This window comes from Parabacteroides gordonii MS-1 = DSM 23371, assembly GCF_000969825.1.
Classification (GTDB): Bacteria; Bacteroidota; Bacteroidia; order Bacteroidales; family Tannerellaceae; genus Parabacteroides; species Parabacteroides gordonii.
Genome location: NZ_KQ033919.1, coordinates 2,836,509 through 2,853,671 on the forward strand (window position 1 = coordinate 2,836,509; position 17,163 = coordinate 2,853,671).

At 44.4% G+C, this 17,163-nt stretch carries 14 protein-coding genes and 1 rRNA gene; 12 read left to right on the plus strand and 3 right to left on the minus strand.

What is annotated here, in order from left to right:
* The first annotated feature begins 14 nt into the window (after positions 1 to 14).
* Together rrf and HMPREF1536_RS10705 are read left to right on the plus strand one after the other, a co-directional pair.
* Positions 15 to 125 (plus strand): 5S ribosomal RNA (rrf, locus tag HMPREF1536_RS10700).
* Between the two features lie 101 nt (positions 126 to 226).
* Positions 227 to 1,036, plus strand: a complete 810-nt coding sequence (locus HMPREF1536_RS10705; protein WP_028728853.1) for an alpha/beta hydrolase — start codon at positions 227 to 229, stop codon at positions 1,034 to 1,036.
* 36 nt (positions 1,037 to 1,072) lie between these two features.
* Here HMPREF1536_RS10705 and HMPREF1536_RS10710 read toward each other — a convergent pair whose 3' ends face one another.
* Both HMPREF1536_RS10710 and HMPREF1536_RS10715 read right to left on the minus strand, forming a co-directional pair.
* Positions 1,073 to 1,393, minus strand: a complete 321-nt coding sequence (locus tag HMPREF1536_RS10710) for a YbjQ family protein (protein ID WP_028728854.1) — start codon at positions 1,391 to 1,393, stop codon at positions 1,073 to 1,075.
* A gap of 11 nt (positions 1,394 to 1,404) precedes the next feature.
* On the minus strand, positions 1,405 to 3,663 hold the full coding sequence (locus HMPREF1536_RS10715) for a GH92 family glycosyl hydrolase (protein ID WP_028728855.1): 2,259 nt from the start codon (positions 3,661 to 3,663) through the stop codon (positions 1,405 to 1,407).
* A 165-nt stretch (positions 3,664 to 3,828) separates the two neighbouring features.
* Between HMPREF1536_RS10715 and HMPREF1536_RS10720 the strand changes: the two genes are divergently transcribed.
* The 5 genes from HMPREF1536_RS10720 to HMPREF1536_RS10740 all read left to right on the plus strand — a co-directional run bounded on the left by HMPREF1536_RS10720 (position 3,829) and on the right by HMPREF1536_RS10740 (position 6,098).
* Positions 3,829 to 4,083 carry a sigma factor gene (locus HMPREF1536_RS10720; protein WP_028728856.1) on the plus strand — a complete coding sequence of 85 codons (255 nt, stop codon included), beginning with the start codon at positions 3,829 to 3,831 and terminating at the stop codon, positions 4,081 to 4,083.
* A 20-nt stretch (positions 4,084 to 4,103) separates the two neighbouring features.
* A complete protein-coding gene (locus tag HMPREF1536_RS10725) occupies positions 4,104 to 4,439 on the plus strand; it encodes a hypothetical protein (RefSeq protein WP_028728857.1) in 336 nt (111 codons plus the stop codon).
* 122 nt (positions 4,440 to 4,561) lie between these two features.
* Positions 4,562 to 4,840 (plus strand): LysO family transporter, encoded by a 279-nt coding sequence (locus tag HMPREF1536_RS10730; protein WP_028728858.1) that lies wholly within the window; start codon positions 4,562 to 4,564, stop codon positions 4,838 to 4,840.
* Positions 4,837 to 5,463, plus strand: a complete 627-nt coding sequence (locus HMPREF1536_RS10735) for a LysO family transporter (RefSeq protein ID WP_028728859.1) — start codon at positions 4,837 to 4,839, stop codon at positions 5,461 to 5,463. The genes HMPREF1536_RS10730 and HMPREF1536_RS10735 overlap by 4 nt, the downstream gene beginning before the upstream one ends.
* 38 nt (positions 5,464 to 5,501) lie before the next feature.
* Positions 5,502 to 6,098 carry a hypothetical protein gene (locus tag HMPREF1536_RS10740; protein WP_028728860.1) on the plus strand — a complete coding sequence of 199 codons (597 nt, stop codon included), beginning with the start codon at positions 5,502 to 5,504 and terminating at the stop codon, positions 6,096 to 6,098.
* 52 nt (positions 6,099 to 6,150) lie between these two features.
* On the opposite strand, the gene HMPREF1536_RS10745 is transcribed toward HMPREF1536_RS10740, so the two are convergent.
* Positions 6,151 to 9,411, minus strand: coding sequence for a S41 family peptidase (locus HMPREF1536_RS10745; protein WP_028728861.1), 3,261 nt, complete (start codon positions 9,409 to 9,411; stop codon positions 6,151 to 6,153).
* A 199-nt stretch (positions 9,412 to 9,610) separates the two neighbouring features.
* Between HMPREF1536_RS10745 and HMPREF1536_RS10750 the strand changes: the two genes are divergently transcribed.
* The 5 genes from HMPREF1536_RS10750 to HMPREF1536_RS10770 all read left to right on the plus strand — a co-directional run bounded on the left by HMPREF1536_RS10750 (position 9,611) and on the right by HMPREF1536_RS10770 (position 17,160).
* The gene (locus tag HMPREF1536_RS10750; protein WP_028728862.1) at positions 9,611 to 10,276 is read left to right on the plus strand and encodes an MIP family channel protein; all 666 of its coding nucleotides are present in this window, start codon (positions 9,611 to 9,613) and stop codon (positions 10,274 to 10,276) included.
* Between the two features lie 109 nt (positions 10,277 to 10,385).
* On the plus strand, positions 10,386 to 11,570 hold the full coding sequence (locus HMPREF1536_RS10755) for an aldo/keto reductase (protein ID WP_028728863.1): 1,185 nt from the start codon (positions 10,386 to 10,388) through the stop codon (positions 11,568 to 11,570).
* A 48-nt stretch (positions 11,571 to 11,618) separates the two neighbouring features.
* A complete protein-coding gene (locus HMPREF1536_RS10760) occupies positions 11,619 to 14,855 on the plus strand; it encodes a S41 family peptidase (protein WP_028728864.1) in 3,237 nt (1,078 codons plus the stop codon).
* Positions 14,856 to 15,027: 172 nt separating this feature from the next.
* On the plus strand, positions 15,028 to 15,516 hold the full coding sequence (locus tag HMPREF1536_RS10765; RefSeq protein ID WP_028728865.1) for a TlpA family protein disulfide reductase: 489 nt from the start codon (positions 15,028 to 15,030) through the stop codon (positions 15,514 to 15,516).
* A 6-nt stretch (positions 15,517 to 15,522) separates the two neighbouring features.
* A complete protein-coding gene (locus HMPREF1536_RS10770) occupies positions 15,523 to 17,160 on the plus strand; it encodes a DUF6029 family protein (protein WP_087880962.1) in 1,638 nt (545 codons plus the stop codon).
* Positions 17,161 to 17,163 lie beyond the last annotated feature (3 nt).

Genomic DNA, 17,163 nt, shown 5'->3' on the forward strand with positions numbered 1-17,163 from the left:
CATCTTAAAGGTATTAAGGTGGTTATAGCGTTGGGGATCCACCTCTTCCCATTCCGAACAGAGAAGTTAAGCCCAACCACGTCGATGGTACTGCGTAAAAGTGGGAGAGTAGATAGCCGCCGTTTTAGAGTCAAGAACTCAAAACAAATGAAAGGGATCAATCGTAAGGTTGATCCCTTTTTGCATTTAGATAAATCGTTTATCTTTGTCCAAAAATCAATGCTTTATGATCAAGTCTTATATCTTATTTGTTTTCTTTTTTATCTCCGCTATTCTTTGTGCACAGGAGAGTATTAATTATGCTGTAGTAAAAGATATCCCTTACCGGACTACAGGTGACCCGTATGGTCTGGAACGTTGCAAGCTGGATGTCTATTATCCTGAAAACGGGAAGGACTTCGGGACGGTTGTTTGGTTCCACGGTGGTGGTTTATCCGGTGGAAGTAAGTTTATTCCGGAAGAGTTAAAGAATAGTGGTTTGGCTGTCGTTGCAGTCAATTACCGCTTATTGCCTAAATGTACGATTAAAGATTGTATTGATGACGCGGCTGCTGCAGTGGCCTGGACATTTAAAACAATTGAAGAATATGGCGGTAGCTGGCAGCGGATATTTGTATCCGGACATTCTGCGGGCGGTTATCTGACAAATATGATCGGGTTGGATAAGAAATGGCTGCAGGTTTACGGTATAGATGCAGATTCAATTGCAGCCCTTATACCTTTCAGTGGACATGCTATCAGCCATTTTGCCTATCGGGAATCGCTGGGAATGAAGGAAACGCAGCCTAGTATAGATGAATTTGCTCCGCTTTATTATGTCCGTCCTGATGCTCCTCCTTTAATAATCGTATCAGGTGACCGCGAAATGGAAATGTTGGGACGTTATGAAGAGAATGCTTATTTCTGGAGAATGATGAAGGTGGCCGGGCATAAAGAGACTTATATCTATGAATTGGATGGATACGATCATGGCTCAATGGCGGCACCGGCTTTTCACATACTAAAGAACCATATCAGAAGAATTTTAGGGGAATAGAAACAGATGGGGGACTTTTATCCCCCATCCGTAATTTTATTCATATCGAACTGCGGTACCGGCAGCTGTAACCATCAGCATGCTTCCGCTTCCTCCTACAGTTTCATAATCCAGATCGACTGCAATAACGGCATTGGCTCCCATTCGTGCAGCCTGCTGGCTCATTTCCTGTAAAGCCGTTTCTTTTGCTTCGCGCAATACGCTTTCATATGAACCGGCCCGTCCACCTACTATATCGCGTATTCCGGCAAAGAAATCTTTGAATACGTTTGCTCCTATAATTGTTTCACCGGAAACGATCCCGTAATATTGGGCGATCTTTTTCCCTTCAATATTGTTTGTTGTAGTCAGTAACATGATTTTATTTTTTATGGATGCGTATTGGTCATTTCAAATACCAGCTTACCGCCTTTTACGATGTCGGCATGGGAGAAGAACGGGGTTTCGAGTGCCTTTCCATTCAATGTAACTTCTTTGATATATTTGTTCTCCGGACTGTTGTTCTTCACCAGGATTTCAAATATGCCGCCTTTTACGTGAACCAGGGCACGATCTACCATCGGACGTCCCAATGTATAAACCGGAATACCCGGAGCAACCTGATAGAATCCCAGGGCACTCATTACATACCAGGCAGACATCTGTCCGCAGTCTTCGTTTCCGATGATACCGTCCGGCTTGTTCGTATAGAATTCGCGCATGATATAATCCAGGCGTTCTTGTCCTTTCCAGGGGGAATCAGTCCAGTTATACAGGTAAGCCATGTGGTGGCTCGGCTCATTTCCGTGGGCATACTGACCGATCAGACCGGTGATGTCGCCGGAAGCATGTTCGCCGTCAACCTGCGAAGAGGTGGTGAATAAGGTATCCAGACGTGTTTCCAGCTCTTTCTTGCCACCGATCGTAGCGATGAAGTTATCCATATCATGCGGAGCAAAGAAACTCCATTGGAAGGCATTTCCTTCTGTATAATCGCTTCTCATGTGAGCTGAATAGCGTGGATTGAACGGAGTACGGAATGAACCGTCACCCATAACGGGACGCATCATTTTCGTTTCCGGGTCTAAATAACGTTTGTAATATTCTCCTTTGGCTGCGTAGGCTTTAGCCAGCGAATCTAATCCTGCTTTAGCGGCGATTTGTGAGATACACCAGTCTTCGTAAGCCATTTCCAGTCCCCATGATACGGATTCCGGAACAGAGTCGGCCGGAACGAAGCCGTATTTTTCTTTAAAGTACGGATGAAGGGTGATCAGATCCAGTTCGCGTGTCCCTTTAAATTTTTCAGCCAGGTCTTCGCGATATACGGAAGAACGGGCTCCAGCTTCAGCCCATGTTTTCAGATCACCGTCTGCCAGGTCTTTGGACACAAGGTCTGCCAGGACAGATACAGCCGGGTAACCGACCATACAGCCGGTGTAGCTTGAAGCCAGCGGCCACTTCGGAAGGATACCTCCTTCTTTATATCCCTGTACCAAAACTTTTCCCCAATCGGCTGCCAGATCCGGATTGATGATCGTCATCAGCGGATGAAGGGCGCGGAAAGTATCCCATAAGGAGAATACGGAATAGTTTACATAGCCGGGTTCCGCTTTATGTACTTTCTTGTCCATACCCAGATAGCGGCCGTCTACATCCTGATAGGCGAACGGTGCGATCATGGTGTGATAGAGTGCTGTATAGAAATTAACCATCACTGTTGGATCAGCGCTCTGAATTTCAATTGCGTTCAACGCATCATTCCATATTTCGGCGGATTTGATACGGGTTGCTTCAAAATCCCATCCCGGGAGCTCTGCCATCAGGTTCTTTTCCGCTCCGTCGGTATCCACCATAGAAAGGGCCACCTTTACATACAGAGGTTCTGCCTTTTCCGGGAACTTATAATGGAATTTCAAGTCTTCAGCCGTATTGATGCGCAGGAATAAAGAGTCCTGACGCAGTTTGCCTCCGACATACTGGTAGATCGTTTCGATCGGCTCAGAGAAGGTAATACGATAGGATACGGCATGAAAATGAGCCCATCCCTGCGTACGTACCGTACCTTCCACTGTCGAATCGTTTACGAACAGGTAGCTGTTATCAACCAGTTTATGTCCCCAGTTCGGCTGCAGGATATGCCCCAGGTCGAGCATGACGCGGCGGTCTTTGGGATTATCGTAAGTGTATTTATGAAAACCGACTTTATCGGTACTTGTCAGTTCTACGTTTACGCCGAAGTTATCCAGACGTACGGCATAATAACCCGGAGTCGCTTTCTCCGTGTCTTTGTTGAAAAGGCCGACCGGTTTGATCGAGTCGCCACCGGAGAAAGGAAGTAAAGCTACATCCCCCAGGTCACCGATACCGGTACCGGAAAGGTGTGTATGACTGAAGCCGTAGATTTCGCGATCATCATAATGATAACCGCTACTGGCATCCCAGCCCATGATATGTGTGTCGGGGCTGACTTGCACCATGGCGAAGGGACGGGTAGCGCCGGGGAAAGTATGTCCGTGGAATCCGGTTCCGATGAACGGATCGACATACTTGATTTCATCGCTTAATAAACCACTGTTGGGAGCCGGTTTACATCCGACCAGCAGGCAAAGAACAGCAGCCTGGAAGAATAAGATTGTCTTTTTCACTGTTTATTTATTGATTTAGTTTAAATATGCGGATTTACTGTTTTGTTAGAACTGCTACAAATATAATGAAAAAGAACTATATAGCGGTCTTTTTCTACAATCTGATAAAAAAAGTAACCAAAAACTGCAACCTTTTATGGGGGGGACTCGTCTAATATAACAGAGATGAGAACAGACGAATTCATAACAAGGATATTGCCTTTAAAAGATAACCTCTTGCGGGTTGCTTTCAGGATCACCGGAAATGCAGAACGTTCCGAGCAAATCGTTCAGGACGTGATGCTGAAGGTGTGGGGAGAACGGGCTGCCTGGATTGTGATAGAAGATATCCCTTCCTACTGCCTGATGGTTACACGCAACCTGGCTCTGGAGGCTATCAATTTGCAGAAGATGCGGACAGAGAGTTTCGCTGTCAGATAAAATTACATATACTCACAGGTATGGACTACGACCGTATTAAAATATTGTTGGAGAAATATTGGGAATGTGCCACCACCATCGACGAGGAACGGGAGTTAAGACACTTTTTCTCGTCAGACACTTTACCGCTGGAGTTGCGTCCTTACAAAGCGTGGTTCCTGACTCCTGAGGCGGAAATACTTCCACCGCTGGGAAAGGAATTCGATTTGAAAGTACTGCAACGGATTGCAAAGGAAAAGAGACAGCGACATCTTCGTCTTTTTTACTCTTTTTCAGCCTTGGTGACGTTTATCATTGTTCTCCTGTTTGTCCTGCTGCTGACTTCTTCTTTTATGATTGAAAATTGCTGTGTTTAATATATTCGGGTTTCGTATATCGTCGGAAGTAGTAAAAATGTAGATCATATATGACACCGGTAGAGCCTTGCAGACTTGTACTGCAAGGCTCTTTCTGTTACCTTTGCCGAAAAATTATAATTATGTTCACGGTAATCGGAATTATGTTTGGCGGTATAGCCATAGGATACCTGTTGCGTAAAGTGGAGCTTTTGCAAAAGATAGGTAAGCCTATTTCCTATACGATTCTACTTCTGTTATTCCTGCTGGGTATTTCGGTAGGAGCTAATGAGGCTATTGTAAGTAACCTGACAACACTGGGAGGACAGGCTTTTCTGCTTGCCCTGGCCGGAACACTCGGAAGCGTATTGGCAGCCTGGGGGGTATATCACTTTTTCTTTAAGGAAAGGAGGAGAGAATGAAAGGAAGTCTGATCGTTGTCGCTTTCTTTGCGCTCGGATGTATCCTGGGGTGGAGCGGTTATCTGCCGCAGGTAATCGTGGAGAATGATATCACGATGTATGTACTTTATCTGCTGATGTTCCAGGTCGGGTTAAGCATCGGGAGTGATAAGAAACTGAAAGATATATTGTGCAGTATCCGTCCGAAGTTGTTGCTGGTACCTTTGGCTACTATTATCGGGACGCTTACGGCATCGGCTCTGGTCAGTTTGCTGATCAGTAAATGGAGTGTTTTCGATTGCTTGGCAGTTGGGAGCGGGTTTGCTTATTATTCGTTGTCGTCTATCCTGATAACGGAATTGAAAGAGGCTTCATTGGGTGTTCAGATGGCAACAGAATTAGGAACAATCGCATTGATGGCTAATATTATCCGTGAAATATTCGCGTTGTTGGGTGCCCCGTTGTTTGTCAGGTATTTCGGTCGTCTGGCTCCGATCTGTGCCGGTGGTGCGACCACGATGGATACAACATTACCCATTATTACACGTTATTCAGGAAAGGATTTGGTATTCGTTTCTATCTTTCACGGAATACTGGTTGATTTTACGGTACCGTTCTTTGTTTCGTTTTTCTGTTCGATGTAAAATAGCATTGTTGATTAATAAGTAGAGTTGGAACTTTTATGAAGCACGTACTGATCGCAATATTGCTGATAGTTTCATTGGGAGCTGCCGCCCAACCGGGACGAAGATTGGAGAAGTTGGGAACGAACGATACCATTCCGGCCGGGCAAGCAGCCTTCTACGGTCAATTTATTCAGCGTTTGAAGAAGTTCAAGAGTGGTGGTTATCCCCAGGATATCCGGCTGATCAATATTGAAACGAATGAGGTATTTGTTTTCAGGGTAAAGTCGACCTTTAAGACTTCGAAAGAAAATCAATTTTGTTATCTGATCGAACCGGGTACGTATGTCATCCTGAATTACTGGTGGACTGAAAGTAAATGGTATGGCGGCAAGTCTTATATGGAACCGATCTATAAAGGGGAAGACTCCATATTTGAAACGGAACGAAAGATAAAGAATAAGGAACAGCGTCCCGATGAATTAGTCTTTTTCAAATTTACTGTTGCTGAAAATACTTTGAACTATCTCGGAACCTGGCATTTCGAGGACTCCCCCGTATTCTTTACCAACGACAAGGAAGAAACCGATAAAGAAATGCAGGATAAATACAAAAAACTTGATTTTCCCGCTTCCCACATTGCTATACCAGATTAAAAAAATAAGGAGAAGCTGTTTATCGCCTCTCCTTAATTCTATAATGTAATTCTTATTTATTTACCGTTTGCAACATCACTTTAACCGCTTCTTCCAACTGATGGTCTTCACCTTTCAACTGAGATTCCGGTGTGTTGTAGATTTCGATATCCGGTTCCAGTTCCTGGTTCTCCAGATAGTTGCCTTTCATATCCTTTACACCGACCTGAGGGATACCGAACACCAATGACGGGTCAATCTGTGTTTCCCACCATACGGCAGTCATTGTTCCGGGAACCGGGGCACCGATCAATTTTCCGATACCTAGTGTTTTATAAACCCAGGGGAAACCATGTGCATTGGAATAGTTATCTTCGCAAACCAACACACAGGAAGGTTTCAACCATTTGTTGTATGGATCGCTACCGATATACTGACCGCGCGGTTCGAAACGTTGGTATTCCTTACCACTTAAAAGTGTTGCCAGATCGTCATGCAACCAGCCACCACCGTTGTGACGGGTATCTACAATTACCGCTTCTTTATTGCGGCAACGCCCCAGCAATTCGGAATAGACTTCGCGGAAGCTTTCGCTGTTCATTCCTCTGACATGTACATAGCCGATCTTACCTCCCGACAAATCATCTACCTTCTTACGGCAGTTCTCTACCCAGCGTTTGTATAGCAGGTTGGATTGTTCGCCATAAGAGATCGGTTTGACCTGTTCTTCAAAACGTTTGCCTGTAATAGGGTTGTAAACGGACAGCAGAACTTTTTTGCCGGCCTTACCTCCCAGTAACGGATAATAATCCACCCCTTTTTTGATTGGTGTATCATTAATCTTTTCGATGATACATCCTTCTTTTATCTGTGTATCCGCCTTTGTCAACGGGCCTTTGGCGATGATCTCTTCAATCTTTAATCCGTCGCCATCATACTTATTATCATAGAAGGCACCCAGGCAGGCAGTAGCCGGAGTAGAGGAAGACGGACGGTAGCGGGCTCCGGTATGTGAGCCATTCAGTTCTCCTAACATCTCAGACAACATTTCCTGGAAATCGTAATTGTTGTTGATATGCGGCAGGAAACGGTTGTAAGCTGTCTTATATCCTTTCCAATCGATACCGTGGATAGTCGGATCGTAGAATTTATCTTCTACCTGACGCCAGGTATGGTTGAAGATGTATTCACGTTCTTTAGCCGGGCGATAAGAGAACTCGGCTTTAAAGTCGATATCTTTCGTTTTGCTGTCTTTAATCTCGACCTTTTTCAGTTTACCACCGGAAACGAGGAATAAATTTTCACCTTTCTTATCGGCAAACATACTTCCTCCGCCAACACCTTTTATTAATAGCTTCGTGCTGTTTTCCTTGAAGTTGCGTTCCCATAAGTCGTAGCCTTTTTCGAAAGCAGCACAATAGTATAACTTATCTCCTTTCGGTGTCAGTACGGCATCACCCAGGTTGGAAGAATTGATGGTCAGACGGATGATACGGTCTTTACGGTTTTCGAGATCGAACTTCAGCGGATCGACCGGTTTGTCTTTCTCTTTTTCATCATCTTTAGTATCTTCTTTCTTTTTGTCTGCTTTTTTGTCTTTCGATTTATCCTTATCGTCTTTTTTCTCGTCCTTTTCTTCATCTTCTGTCAAGGCAAGTTCTTCTTTGCTCAGACGGAATTTATCATAGGCTTCACCGTCGAAAAACATAATGTAGGTATCAGCCTGTGAACCCCAGCTACCATGACTGCGATAGCCTGCACGGTCGGACGACCAGATCATTGCTTTTCCGTCCAGCACCCATTTCGGGTTACCATCCGAGTAACCACTTTCCGTCAGGTTTGTTACTTCACCACTTCCATCGGCTTTTACAAGGGCGATGTCTTTGTTATTCCATCCGCCGATCGCAATATATTCGACCAGGAACCATTTGCTGTCGGGCGACCATTTATAATCCTGGTCTCCATCACTATAGGAGTAGTTGAATTTACCGTCCAATACTGTACGGACTTGTTTGCTTTTCAGGTTGATTACACGTAAAGTGGTACGGTCTTCCAGGAAAGCAACTTCTTTTCCGTCGGGTGAGTAGGAAGGTTGGAAAGATGTTTTATCAGTCACAACCAATGGCTCTTCTTTGATCTCCTGTGCATAGGTAAAGTACTTATCGTCTTTACGTACCAGGCTGCTTTGGTAGATACCCCATGTTTCGCCTCGTTCGGCAGAATAAACCAATGAACGTCCGTCGGGACTGAAGTCGATATTGCGTTCCTGCTGCGGAGTATCTGTTATCTGACGGGTTGTTTCATATTCGACAGATGTAACATATACATCCCCTCTGACAATGAAAGCAACTTCTTTCCCGCCCGGTGCTACGGCGATATCGGTTGCACCGCTCGACATCAGGCGATGGATCAAATCATTCTCTGTTTGGTCGGAAACGATCAGTATATTTACCTTAGCCGGTTGACTACCTTCTTTTACCGTATATATTTCACCATCATAGCTGTAACAAAGTTTACCGTTATTATCGGAAGTCAGAAAACGGACAGGATGCGTTGTATGCTGTGTGATTTGTTTGTCACTCTTTCCGGTCAGATCATTCTTAAAGATATTGAAGCTGCCTTTTTCTTCCGTCAGATAATAAAAAGCATTCCCATCGGCAGTCCATACCGGGTTACGGTCTTCGCCACGGAAGGTTGTTATCTTTTTAAATGTACGGTCTTTATCGAGCGAGCACAACCAGATATCGCGTGTGATGGAAGACTGGTGATGCTTACGCCACGGATCTTCATAACCTTTGATATCATTATATAAAATTTTGTCGCCATTCTTGTTCACCGATAGGTTTTGCATGGCCAGCGAAGAGAATAATACCGGACGTCCACCTTCTGTACTAACCTGATAGATCTGTGAGAATGTACCGGAAGGGAACTGGCTATCCTTTGCATCCTGTTGTATGGAAGCCGAGTAAAGGATCTCATTATTATTACTGAATGTTTCCGGATATTCGTTTGCCGAATGAGTTGTTAGTTGTTTAGGTACTCCCCCGTCTTTATCCATAATAAAGACATCGAAATTTCCGTTACGATCGGAAGCAAATGCGATCCGGCTGCCGTCTGGCGACCATACAGGGCGTGTATCATGAGCCGAATGTGTTGTTAACTGGGTGGCTTTACCACCGGATACCGGAACGGTATAAATATCTCCTTTATACGTAAACGCAATGGTTTCACCATTTGGATATATGGCAGGATAACGCATCCATAACGGATCATTCTCTGCAAATACGGAGCCTGCAAACAAAAGCGCCGATGTTAAGACTAGTAATTTTTTCATGCGTTTATTAATTTCCGTAAAAGTACAAGATTATTTTTATACAGCATGCCTTGAATTAAGAGATTCCGAAAAATGAAACTGAAATTCCCGAACAAATTATTATAAGTATATGTTTAATAAATATAAAGTATAGTCAATAAGGCGAGATAGTTTATTTATTCCTATACAAATACTATTTAAAAACTAATTAAGTTCACTAATGAAAAAGTATTTAGCAGAAATGATCGGGACGATGGTACTTGTCCTGATGGGTTGCGGTAGCGCAGTATTTGCAGGGGCAGTTCAGCCTTTTGCATCAGTTGGAACACTAGGAGTTGCTTTTGCTTTCGGGCTGGCCGTTCTTACAATGGTGTACACGATCGGTAAGATATCGGGATGTCATATCAATCCTGCTATCACACTGGGAATGTTACTTTCTAAAAGAATTTCCGGAAAAGATGCGGGTATGTATATGGTCTTTCAGGTGATCGGTGCGATCATCGGGTCGTCTATCTTGTATATACTGGCAAAAGATTCCGGTTCTGTCACGACATTTACCGGTGCTAACGGATATACCAATGTCCTTCCTGCCTTCGTTGCCGAAACAGTGTTTACATTTATCTTCCTGCTTGTTGTTTTAGGTTCTACATCCAAAGGAGCAAATACGAAGTTTGCCGGTATTGCTATCGGTCTGGCGCTGGTTTTGATCCATATTGTATGTATCCCTATTACCGGAACATCGGTGAACCCGGCTCGTAGTATCGGCCCGGCTCTGTTCCAGGGAGGTGAAGCACTCTCACAATTATGGTTGTTTATCGTTGCGCCTTTCCTTGGAGCTGCCATAGCAGCGGTTGTATGGAAAGGAATTGATACGGAAGAAGCATAATCCTTTGTTACTACATTATATATTTAATTCCCGGGGGCACAGCTTCCGGGATTTTTTTTGCTATATTTGAGCAGTTTAATTCTCTGTTTACTTAATTCTGATTCAGGTTATGGGAAATAAAAGTGTCGATCGAAGAAACTTTCTGAAGCTCTCGACAGTAGCGGGAGCCGGTTTATTATTTGTTCCGGATGCTTTGGCGTCTGTTCCGGGAGCAATAGAATATGAAGAGGCAAAAATCCCCATGCGTTCTTTAGGTAAAACAGGTGTAAAACTTCCTATCCTCAGCATGGGCGTTGATCGTCCCGATAGCAATAATGTATTGCGTGCCGCTTTTAATTCCGGGATAATTCATTTTGATACTGCTCATCGATACCAGAACGGACGGAACGAAGAAATGATCGGTAACTTTTTCAATGGAAAGCCGCGCAGTTCCTGTTTTATTGCCACGAAAGTAATGTTCGATTATCCGTTGAGGGATGATTTCGAGCAAGACTTGCTCGACAAACTTGAAATTAGTTTGAAACGTCTTAAAATGGATCATGTTGATCTTTTCTATACTCATTCTATCAGTACCGCAGAAAAGATACAGGACAAGCGTATCCTCGATATCCTGCAAAAGGTCAAGGCTGAAGGTAAAAACCGTTTTGTCGGTTTCTCCTCTCACGACCAGAAACCGGAACTGATTGACGCAGCTATCGAAACAGGAATTTATGATGTCGCCCTGATCAGTTATAACTTTAAGATGAAGAATATAAAGGAAACGGATGAAGCGATCGAGCGGGGAGTAAAGGCCGGGATGGGCTTTATTGCCATGAAGACTATGGCAGGAGGAACGGAAGATGCTGATGGCAAGAAAATAATTAACGGGCGGGCCTGTCTTAAATGGATCTGGCAGAATAAAAATATCACGACTGTTATTCCCGGTCTTACCAATTATGATCATCTGGATGAATGCCTGGCTGCTGCATATGATATGGAGCTGACACAGGATGAAAAGAAATATTTGCAGGCGTTATGCGATAAGGAGTCTTTATATTGTCAACAATGTGGTCAGTGCCGCGAGCAGTGTCCTGAGCAATTGCCTATACCCGATATCATGCGTGCCTATATGTATGCTTACGGTTACAAACATGCCCAACAGTCGAAAGAGACACTACTCGGTCTGGGATTGAAGCAGGATATGTGTACGGATTGCGATGTCTGTCAGGTGAACTGCCCTTCCGGCTTCGATGTATCAAAAAAGATCGCATCGATTACCCCCCTAATGCAAATACCGGATGAGTTTCTTACTTAAAAACCATTCTCTTTTTTTACCTTTGCCAATAGACTAAACTAAGATAACATGAACAAGAAACTTATTCTTTCTTTGCTCGCTTTAGCCGGAGTACCTGCCCTGATGATGGCAGCGGACGACGCACGCCTATTGCGTTTCCCGGCTACAAACGGTAACGAGATTGTATTTTCGTATGCCGGAGATTTATATAAAGTTCCGGCAACAGGTGGAGAAGCTCAACGCTTGACTTCACATGTTGGTTATGAAATGTTCCCCCGTTTTTCACCGGATGGTAAAACAATCGCGTTTACCGGACAGTATGATGGGAATACGGAAGTCTTCACCATGCCTTCAACCGGAGGTGAACCTTTACGTGTAACCTATACTGCGACCAACAAACGTGATGACCTGGGCGACCGTATGGGCCCTAACAACATTGTAATGACCTGGACTCCCGATGGCAGCCGTATCGTTTACCGCAACCGTATCAGCGACGGTTTTTCCGGAAAACTTTATACGGTAGATAAGGAAGGCGGTCTGTCGGAAGTAATACCTTTGCCCGAAGGAGGTTTCTGTAGCTATTCGCCTGATGGAAAGCGATTGGCTTACAATCGGGTGATGCGTGAGTTCCGTACCTGGAAATATTATAAAGGCGGGATGGCCGACGATATCTGGATTTATGACCCGGAAAAGAAGTCGGTAGAGAATATTACGGATAATGTAGCCCAGGATATTATTCCGATGTGGATCGGTGATGAAATATTCTATATTTCCGATCGCGACCGTACAATGAACATCTTTGTTTACAACACAAAAACAAAACAGACGAGTAAAGTAACCAATTTTACCGAATACGATGTAAAGTTCCCGAGTGCTAACGGAAATACGATCGTATTTGAGAATGGCGGTTATATCTATAAGATGGATGCAGCGTCCAAAAAGCCGGAAAAGGTAAATATCGAATTAACTTCCGATAATATATATGCCCGTAGTGAATTAAAAGACGGATCGAAATATATTACTGAAGCAAGTATTTCTCCCGATGGTGAACGTATTGTCATTACTTCCCGTGGAGAAGTATTCAATTTGCCTGTCGATAAAGGGGTAACAAAGAATATCACCCGCTCCCCGGGACAACATGACCGTGAAGCACAATGGTCGCCCGATGGAAAGCTGATCGCTTATATCTCCGACGGCACAGGTGAGACAGAACTCTACCTGCAGGATGCAACAGGCGGTGAACCGGTGCAGTTGACTAAAAATAACGATACCTATATCCGCTCTTTCGAATGGAGCCCGGACTCAAAAACAATTGTTTATACCGATCGTAAGAACCGCATCAACCTGTTGGATGTCGCAACCCGGCAAGTGACGCAGGCAGTGCAGGATCCGATGGCTGAAATAAGGGATGTTACATTCTCTCCCGATAGCAAATGGTTGACTTATTCCCGTCCGGCCAATAACGAATATAGCATTATCTATGTTTATAATATTGCCGATAGGAAAGAATATCCTGTAACAGATAAATGGTACAACTCCGGTTCACCTGTCTTTAGTAATGACGGCAAGTATCTGGTATTCTCTTCTGCCCGCGATTTCAATCCTACTTATGGCTCTTTGGAATGGAATCATGTTTATAATAATATGGGTGGTGTTTATCTTGCTTTGCTATCGAAAGATACTCCTTCTCCTTTCCTTGAAAAAGATGCACAGGTTGCGGTCAAAGAAGATAAAGCAAAGAAGGAAGAACCTAAGAAAGTTGCTAAGAAAGAGACTACTTCTGAAACATCGGCAGTGAAGATCGATGTAGAAGGTCTTTCCGACCGTATTATTCAGCTTCCGTTGGCAGGGTCCCGTTATTTTAATTTTTATGCAGATGGAAATAAGGTCTATTATTTCGGCCGTGGCGGAACGAAGGTCTATGACTTAGAGAAACAGAAAGAAGATATCGTTGCCGATGGTGCTACCATGTCTGTAACTCCCGGCAGTAAAAAAGCTCTTTTCTATAAAGGAGGAGAACTTTATGTAACCGATATCCCTTCCGGCAAAGCGGATCTTAGTGAAGCTGTCAACCTTTCCAATATGAAGATTACTACCGATTATCCGAAAGAATGGGCACAGATCTTCGATGAGGCATGGCGTGCCTACCGTGATGGATTCTATGTAGAGAATATGCATGGAGTAGACTGGAAAGCGATCAAAGAAAAATATGCAGTCCTGCTTCCATATGTAAAGACCCGTCTGGATCTGAACTATGTGATCGGTGAAATGATCGGTGAATTGAATTGCGGTCATGCCTATGTGAACCCCGGTGAACTGGATCGTCCGGAGCGTATACAAACAGGTTTGCTCGGTGCCGAAATTTCCCGCGATAAGAGTGGTTTCTTCCGTCTTGAAAAGATCCTTCCGGGAGCTTCGTGGAGCAAAGACCTGCGTTCACCGCTTACCGAACCGGGTATCGAAGCAAAAGCAGGCGAGTTTATTGTCGCTATCGACGGTATTCCGACCAACAGTGTGAAAGATATGTATTCTTTATTGGTCGGTAAAGCTGGTGTACCCACCGAACTTTCACTGAACAGCAAACCGCAACTGGCAGGAGCCCGTAAGATCGTGATCAGTCCGCTTGAAGAGGAATATTCTTTATATCATTATAACTGGATACAGGATAATATCAAGAAAGTAGACAAAGCAACTAATGGTCGTGTAGGATATATCTATATCCCGGATATGGGTGTAGAAGGTCTGAATGAGTTCTCCCGTTATTTCTATCCCCAGCTGGATAAGGAAGGCCTGATTATCGACGACCGTGCCAATGGAGGCGGTAATGTTTCCCCGATGATCCTCGAACGTCTCTCCCGCGAACCGTATCGTCTGACTATGCGTCGTGGATCCAACCATATCGGTACTGTTCCTGATGCCGTACAGGTAGGCCCGAAGGTATGCCTTATCAATAAATACTCAGCTTCCGACGGCGACCTGTTCCCGTGGGGCTTCCGTGCACTGGGATTGGGTAAGCTGATCGGTACACGTACCTGGGGAGGTATTGTCGGTATCAGTGGCCCGCTGCCTTATATGGATGGAACCGATATCCGCGTGCCTTTCTTCACCAGCTATGACCCGAAGACCGGCCAGTGGATCATCGAAAACCACGGTGTAGATCCGGATATCCTGATTGACAATGATCCGGTCAAAGAATGGAACGGCGAAGACCAACAGCTGAACAAGGCGATCGAAGAGGTTATGAAGGATCTTCAAAGTCGTAAACCGTTGGCTCCGGTTCCGGCTCCGAGGGATTTCAGCAAGTAATCTTTTAAATATATAAAGCCCCGGAATATCATTCTGCATGTTATTTTCGGATGCTAATAGATTATATCACTGGACTGATAGATAAAACCTATCGGTTCGGTGATATTCTTTTTATATCTTTTCCTACCTTTGGCAGATCAGAAGTTATGAATTTCCAAATCTGCATGAAATTATGCGTAAAGCCTTAGTTCTATCTATCTTATTGATTGTTGTATGTATCTCTGCCTCTGCACAATTACCCGCCATTCAATTAAAAGATACTGACGGTAAGAGTATGAATATGTCCGAATTGAACAAGAAAGGGCATCCTGTCATACTTAGCTTTTTTGCAACCTGGTGTAAACCTTGCCTGCGTGAATTATCTGCGATCAACGAAGTATATGCAGACTGGCAGGAAGAAACCGGTGTCGAACTGATCGCAGTCTCTATTGATCAGGGACAGGATGTTGCCAAAGTAAAACCGCTGGTTGACGGTTCTGCCTGGGACTTCAACGTATTACTCGATCCGGGAAGCGACCTGAAGCGGGCAATGGGAGTAAATGTGATCCCCCATGTATTTTTACTGGATGGAGAGGGAAATATTGTTTCCAGCCATATTGGTTACACAGAAGGAGGCGATGCCGTTTTGTTCGATGAAGTGAAGAAACTGGTTAATAAATAAGTCCGGATGAAAAAGATTTACCTGATCATGACGGCTCTGTTTATCTATGCAGCTCAAGCACAGGAGGCATTACCGGTATCTGACTCATTACAAACGCAATCTGCGGGAAAGAACCCTTCTAAAATACGTCTGACAGGAAGTATCCAGTCGGATATCCTGTTTCCGGAAGAAGACAATGCCATCGGAACCGGTTCTTATAAAGATAAGGTATTGACAAATACTTATGTCGATCTGGCCTTGTCTGTTGCCGACTATTTAACGGTGGGCGGTCGTTTCGAATACCTGGATCACCCGCTGCCTGGTTTTGAAAAAGACTTTGCCGGCTGGGGTGTGCCTTACTTTTATGCCACCGGACGTTACCGGAATGCGGAACTGACGGTCGGTGATTTCTATGAACAGTTCGGTAACGGATTGACTTTACGTACCTACGAAGAGCGTAGCTTGGGTATCGATAATTCGATCCGTGGCGGAAGGCTGATCCTGCATCCCTTGAAAGGACTTCGTTTGAAGGCTTTGGGTGGTAAGCAACGCCGTTACTGGGATCATAACGACAGTTTCTTATGGGGTGGAGATGCCGAATTGAACCTGGATCAGTGGTTGCGAAAGCTGGAAGAACAGGATGCACGGTTGCTGCTGGGATTGTCGTACACCGGAAAGCATGAGAAAGAAGAAGATATCTATATCGCATCAGATAAGAAACTGAATTTACCGTTAAATATAGCAGCTTTTGATGCCCGTTTGCAGTTCCAGAAAAATGGCTATAACCTGATGGCTGATTATGCCTGGAAGATAAACGATCCGTCTTTCGATAACCAATACAGCTATGACCGGGGAAGCGCTCTCCTGCTTTCAGGTTCTTATTCCAGAAAAGGTATGAGTTTCCTGTTGCAGGTGAAGCGAAGTGAGAACATGGCTTTCCGTAGCCTGCGGTCGATGACGGGTATTTCTTCCTTTATAAATTATCTGCCGGCTTTCACCATGCAGCAAACATATGTATTGCCTGCCCTTTATCCGTATGCTACCCAACCGTTGGGCGAGTGGGCTTTCCAGGGAGAAGCTAGTTATAACTTCCGTCGCCATACAGCTTTAGGTGGTAAATACGGAACTTTGATCAAGCTACATGCTTCCCATATCCGTGCTCTCCATAAAGTTTCTGGCCTGGATAATCTTTATTATCAGGATATCAATATTATGTTTGAGAAGAAACTCAGCCGTTCATGGAAACTGAATGCCATGTATATGAACCAGCGTTATAATCAACGGGTAGTTGAGGGGCATGCAACCAACGGCGATGTGATTAAATCGAACATCTATGTGCTGGAAGGTAAATACCAGGCAAATCGTAAATTGACTTTCCGTGGGGAACTTCAGTATCTGAATACCCGGCAGGATGAAGGCGATTGGCTGTTTGCTTTGCTGGAAGTCTCTGTCCTTCCGTCTCTTATGTTTACCGTTTCCGATATGTATAATAGTGGGGAAACCTATCTGCATTATTATATGGTTTCGGCTACTTATTCGCATAAATCTCACCGTGTCCAGCTAGGATATGGCCGTACAAGGGCAGGATATAATTGTGCCGGTGGTGTATGCCGGTATGTTCCCGCCAGCAGAGGTTTTCAGCTGTCCTACAATTTTAATTTCTAACAG

Bases quoted from the DNA above. Each gene is read 5' to 3' on its own strand.
- HMPREF1536_RS10705 (WP_028728853.1), top strand. From the start codon at position 227: ATGATCAAGTCTTATATCTTATTTGTTTTCTTTTTTATCTCCGCTATT.
- HMPREF1536_RS10710 (WP_028728854.1), bottom strand. From the start codon at position 1,393: ATGTTACTGACTACAACAAACAATATTGAAGGGAAAAAGATCGCCCAA.
- HMPREF1536_RS10720 (WP_028728856.1), top strand. From the start codon at position 3,829: ATGAGAACAGACGAATTCATAACAAGGATATTGCCTTTAAAAGATAAC.
- HMPREF1536_RS10725 (WP_028728857.1), top strand. From the start codon at position 4,104: ATGGACTACGACCGTATTAAAATATTGTTGGAGAAATATTGGGAATGT.
- HMPREF1536_RS10730 (WP_028728858.1), top strand. From the start codon at position 4,562: ATGTTCACGGTAATCGGAATTATGTTTGGCGGTATAGCCATAGGATAC.
- HMPREF1536_RS10735 (WP_028728859.1), top strand. From the start codon at position 4,837: ATGAAAGGAAGTCTGATCGTTGTCGCTTTCTTTGCGCTCGGATGTATC.
- HMPREF1536_RS10740 (WP_028728860.1), top strand. From the start codon at position 5,502: ATGAAGCACGTACTGATCGCAATATTGCTGATAGTTTCATTGGGAGCT.
- HMPREF1536_RS10745 (WP_028728861.1), bottom strand. From the start codon at position 9,411: ATGAAAAAATTACTAGTCTTAACATCGGCGCTTTTGTTTGCAGGCTCC.
- HMPREF1536_RS10750 (WP_028728862.1), top strand. From the start codon at position 9,611: ATGAAAAAGTATTTAGCAGAAATGATCGGGACGATGGTACTTGTCCTG.
- HMPREF1536_RS10755 (WP_028728863.1), top strand. From the start codon at position 10,386: ATGGGAAATAAAAGTGTCGATCGAAGAAACTTTCTGAAGCTCTCGACA.
- HMPREF1536_RS10760 (WP_028728864.1), top strand. From the start codon at position 11,619: ATGAACAAGAAACTTATTCTTTCTTTGCTCGCTTTAGCCGGAGTACCT.
- HMPREF1536_RS10765 (WP_028728865.1), top strand. From the start codon at position 15,028: ATGCGTAAAGCCTTAGTTCTATCTATCTTATTGATTGTTGTATGTATC.
- HMPREF1536_RS10770 (WP_087880962.1), top strand. From the start codon at position 15,523: ATGAAAAAGATTTACCTGATCATGACGGCTCTGTTTATCTATGCAGCT.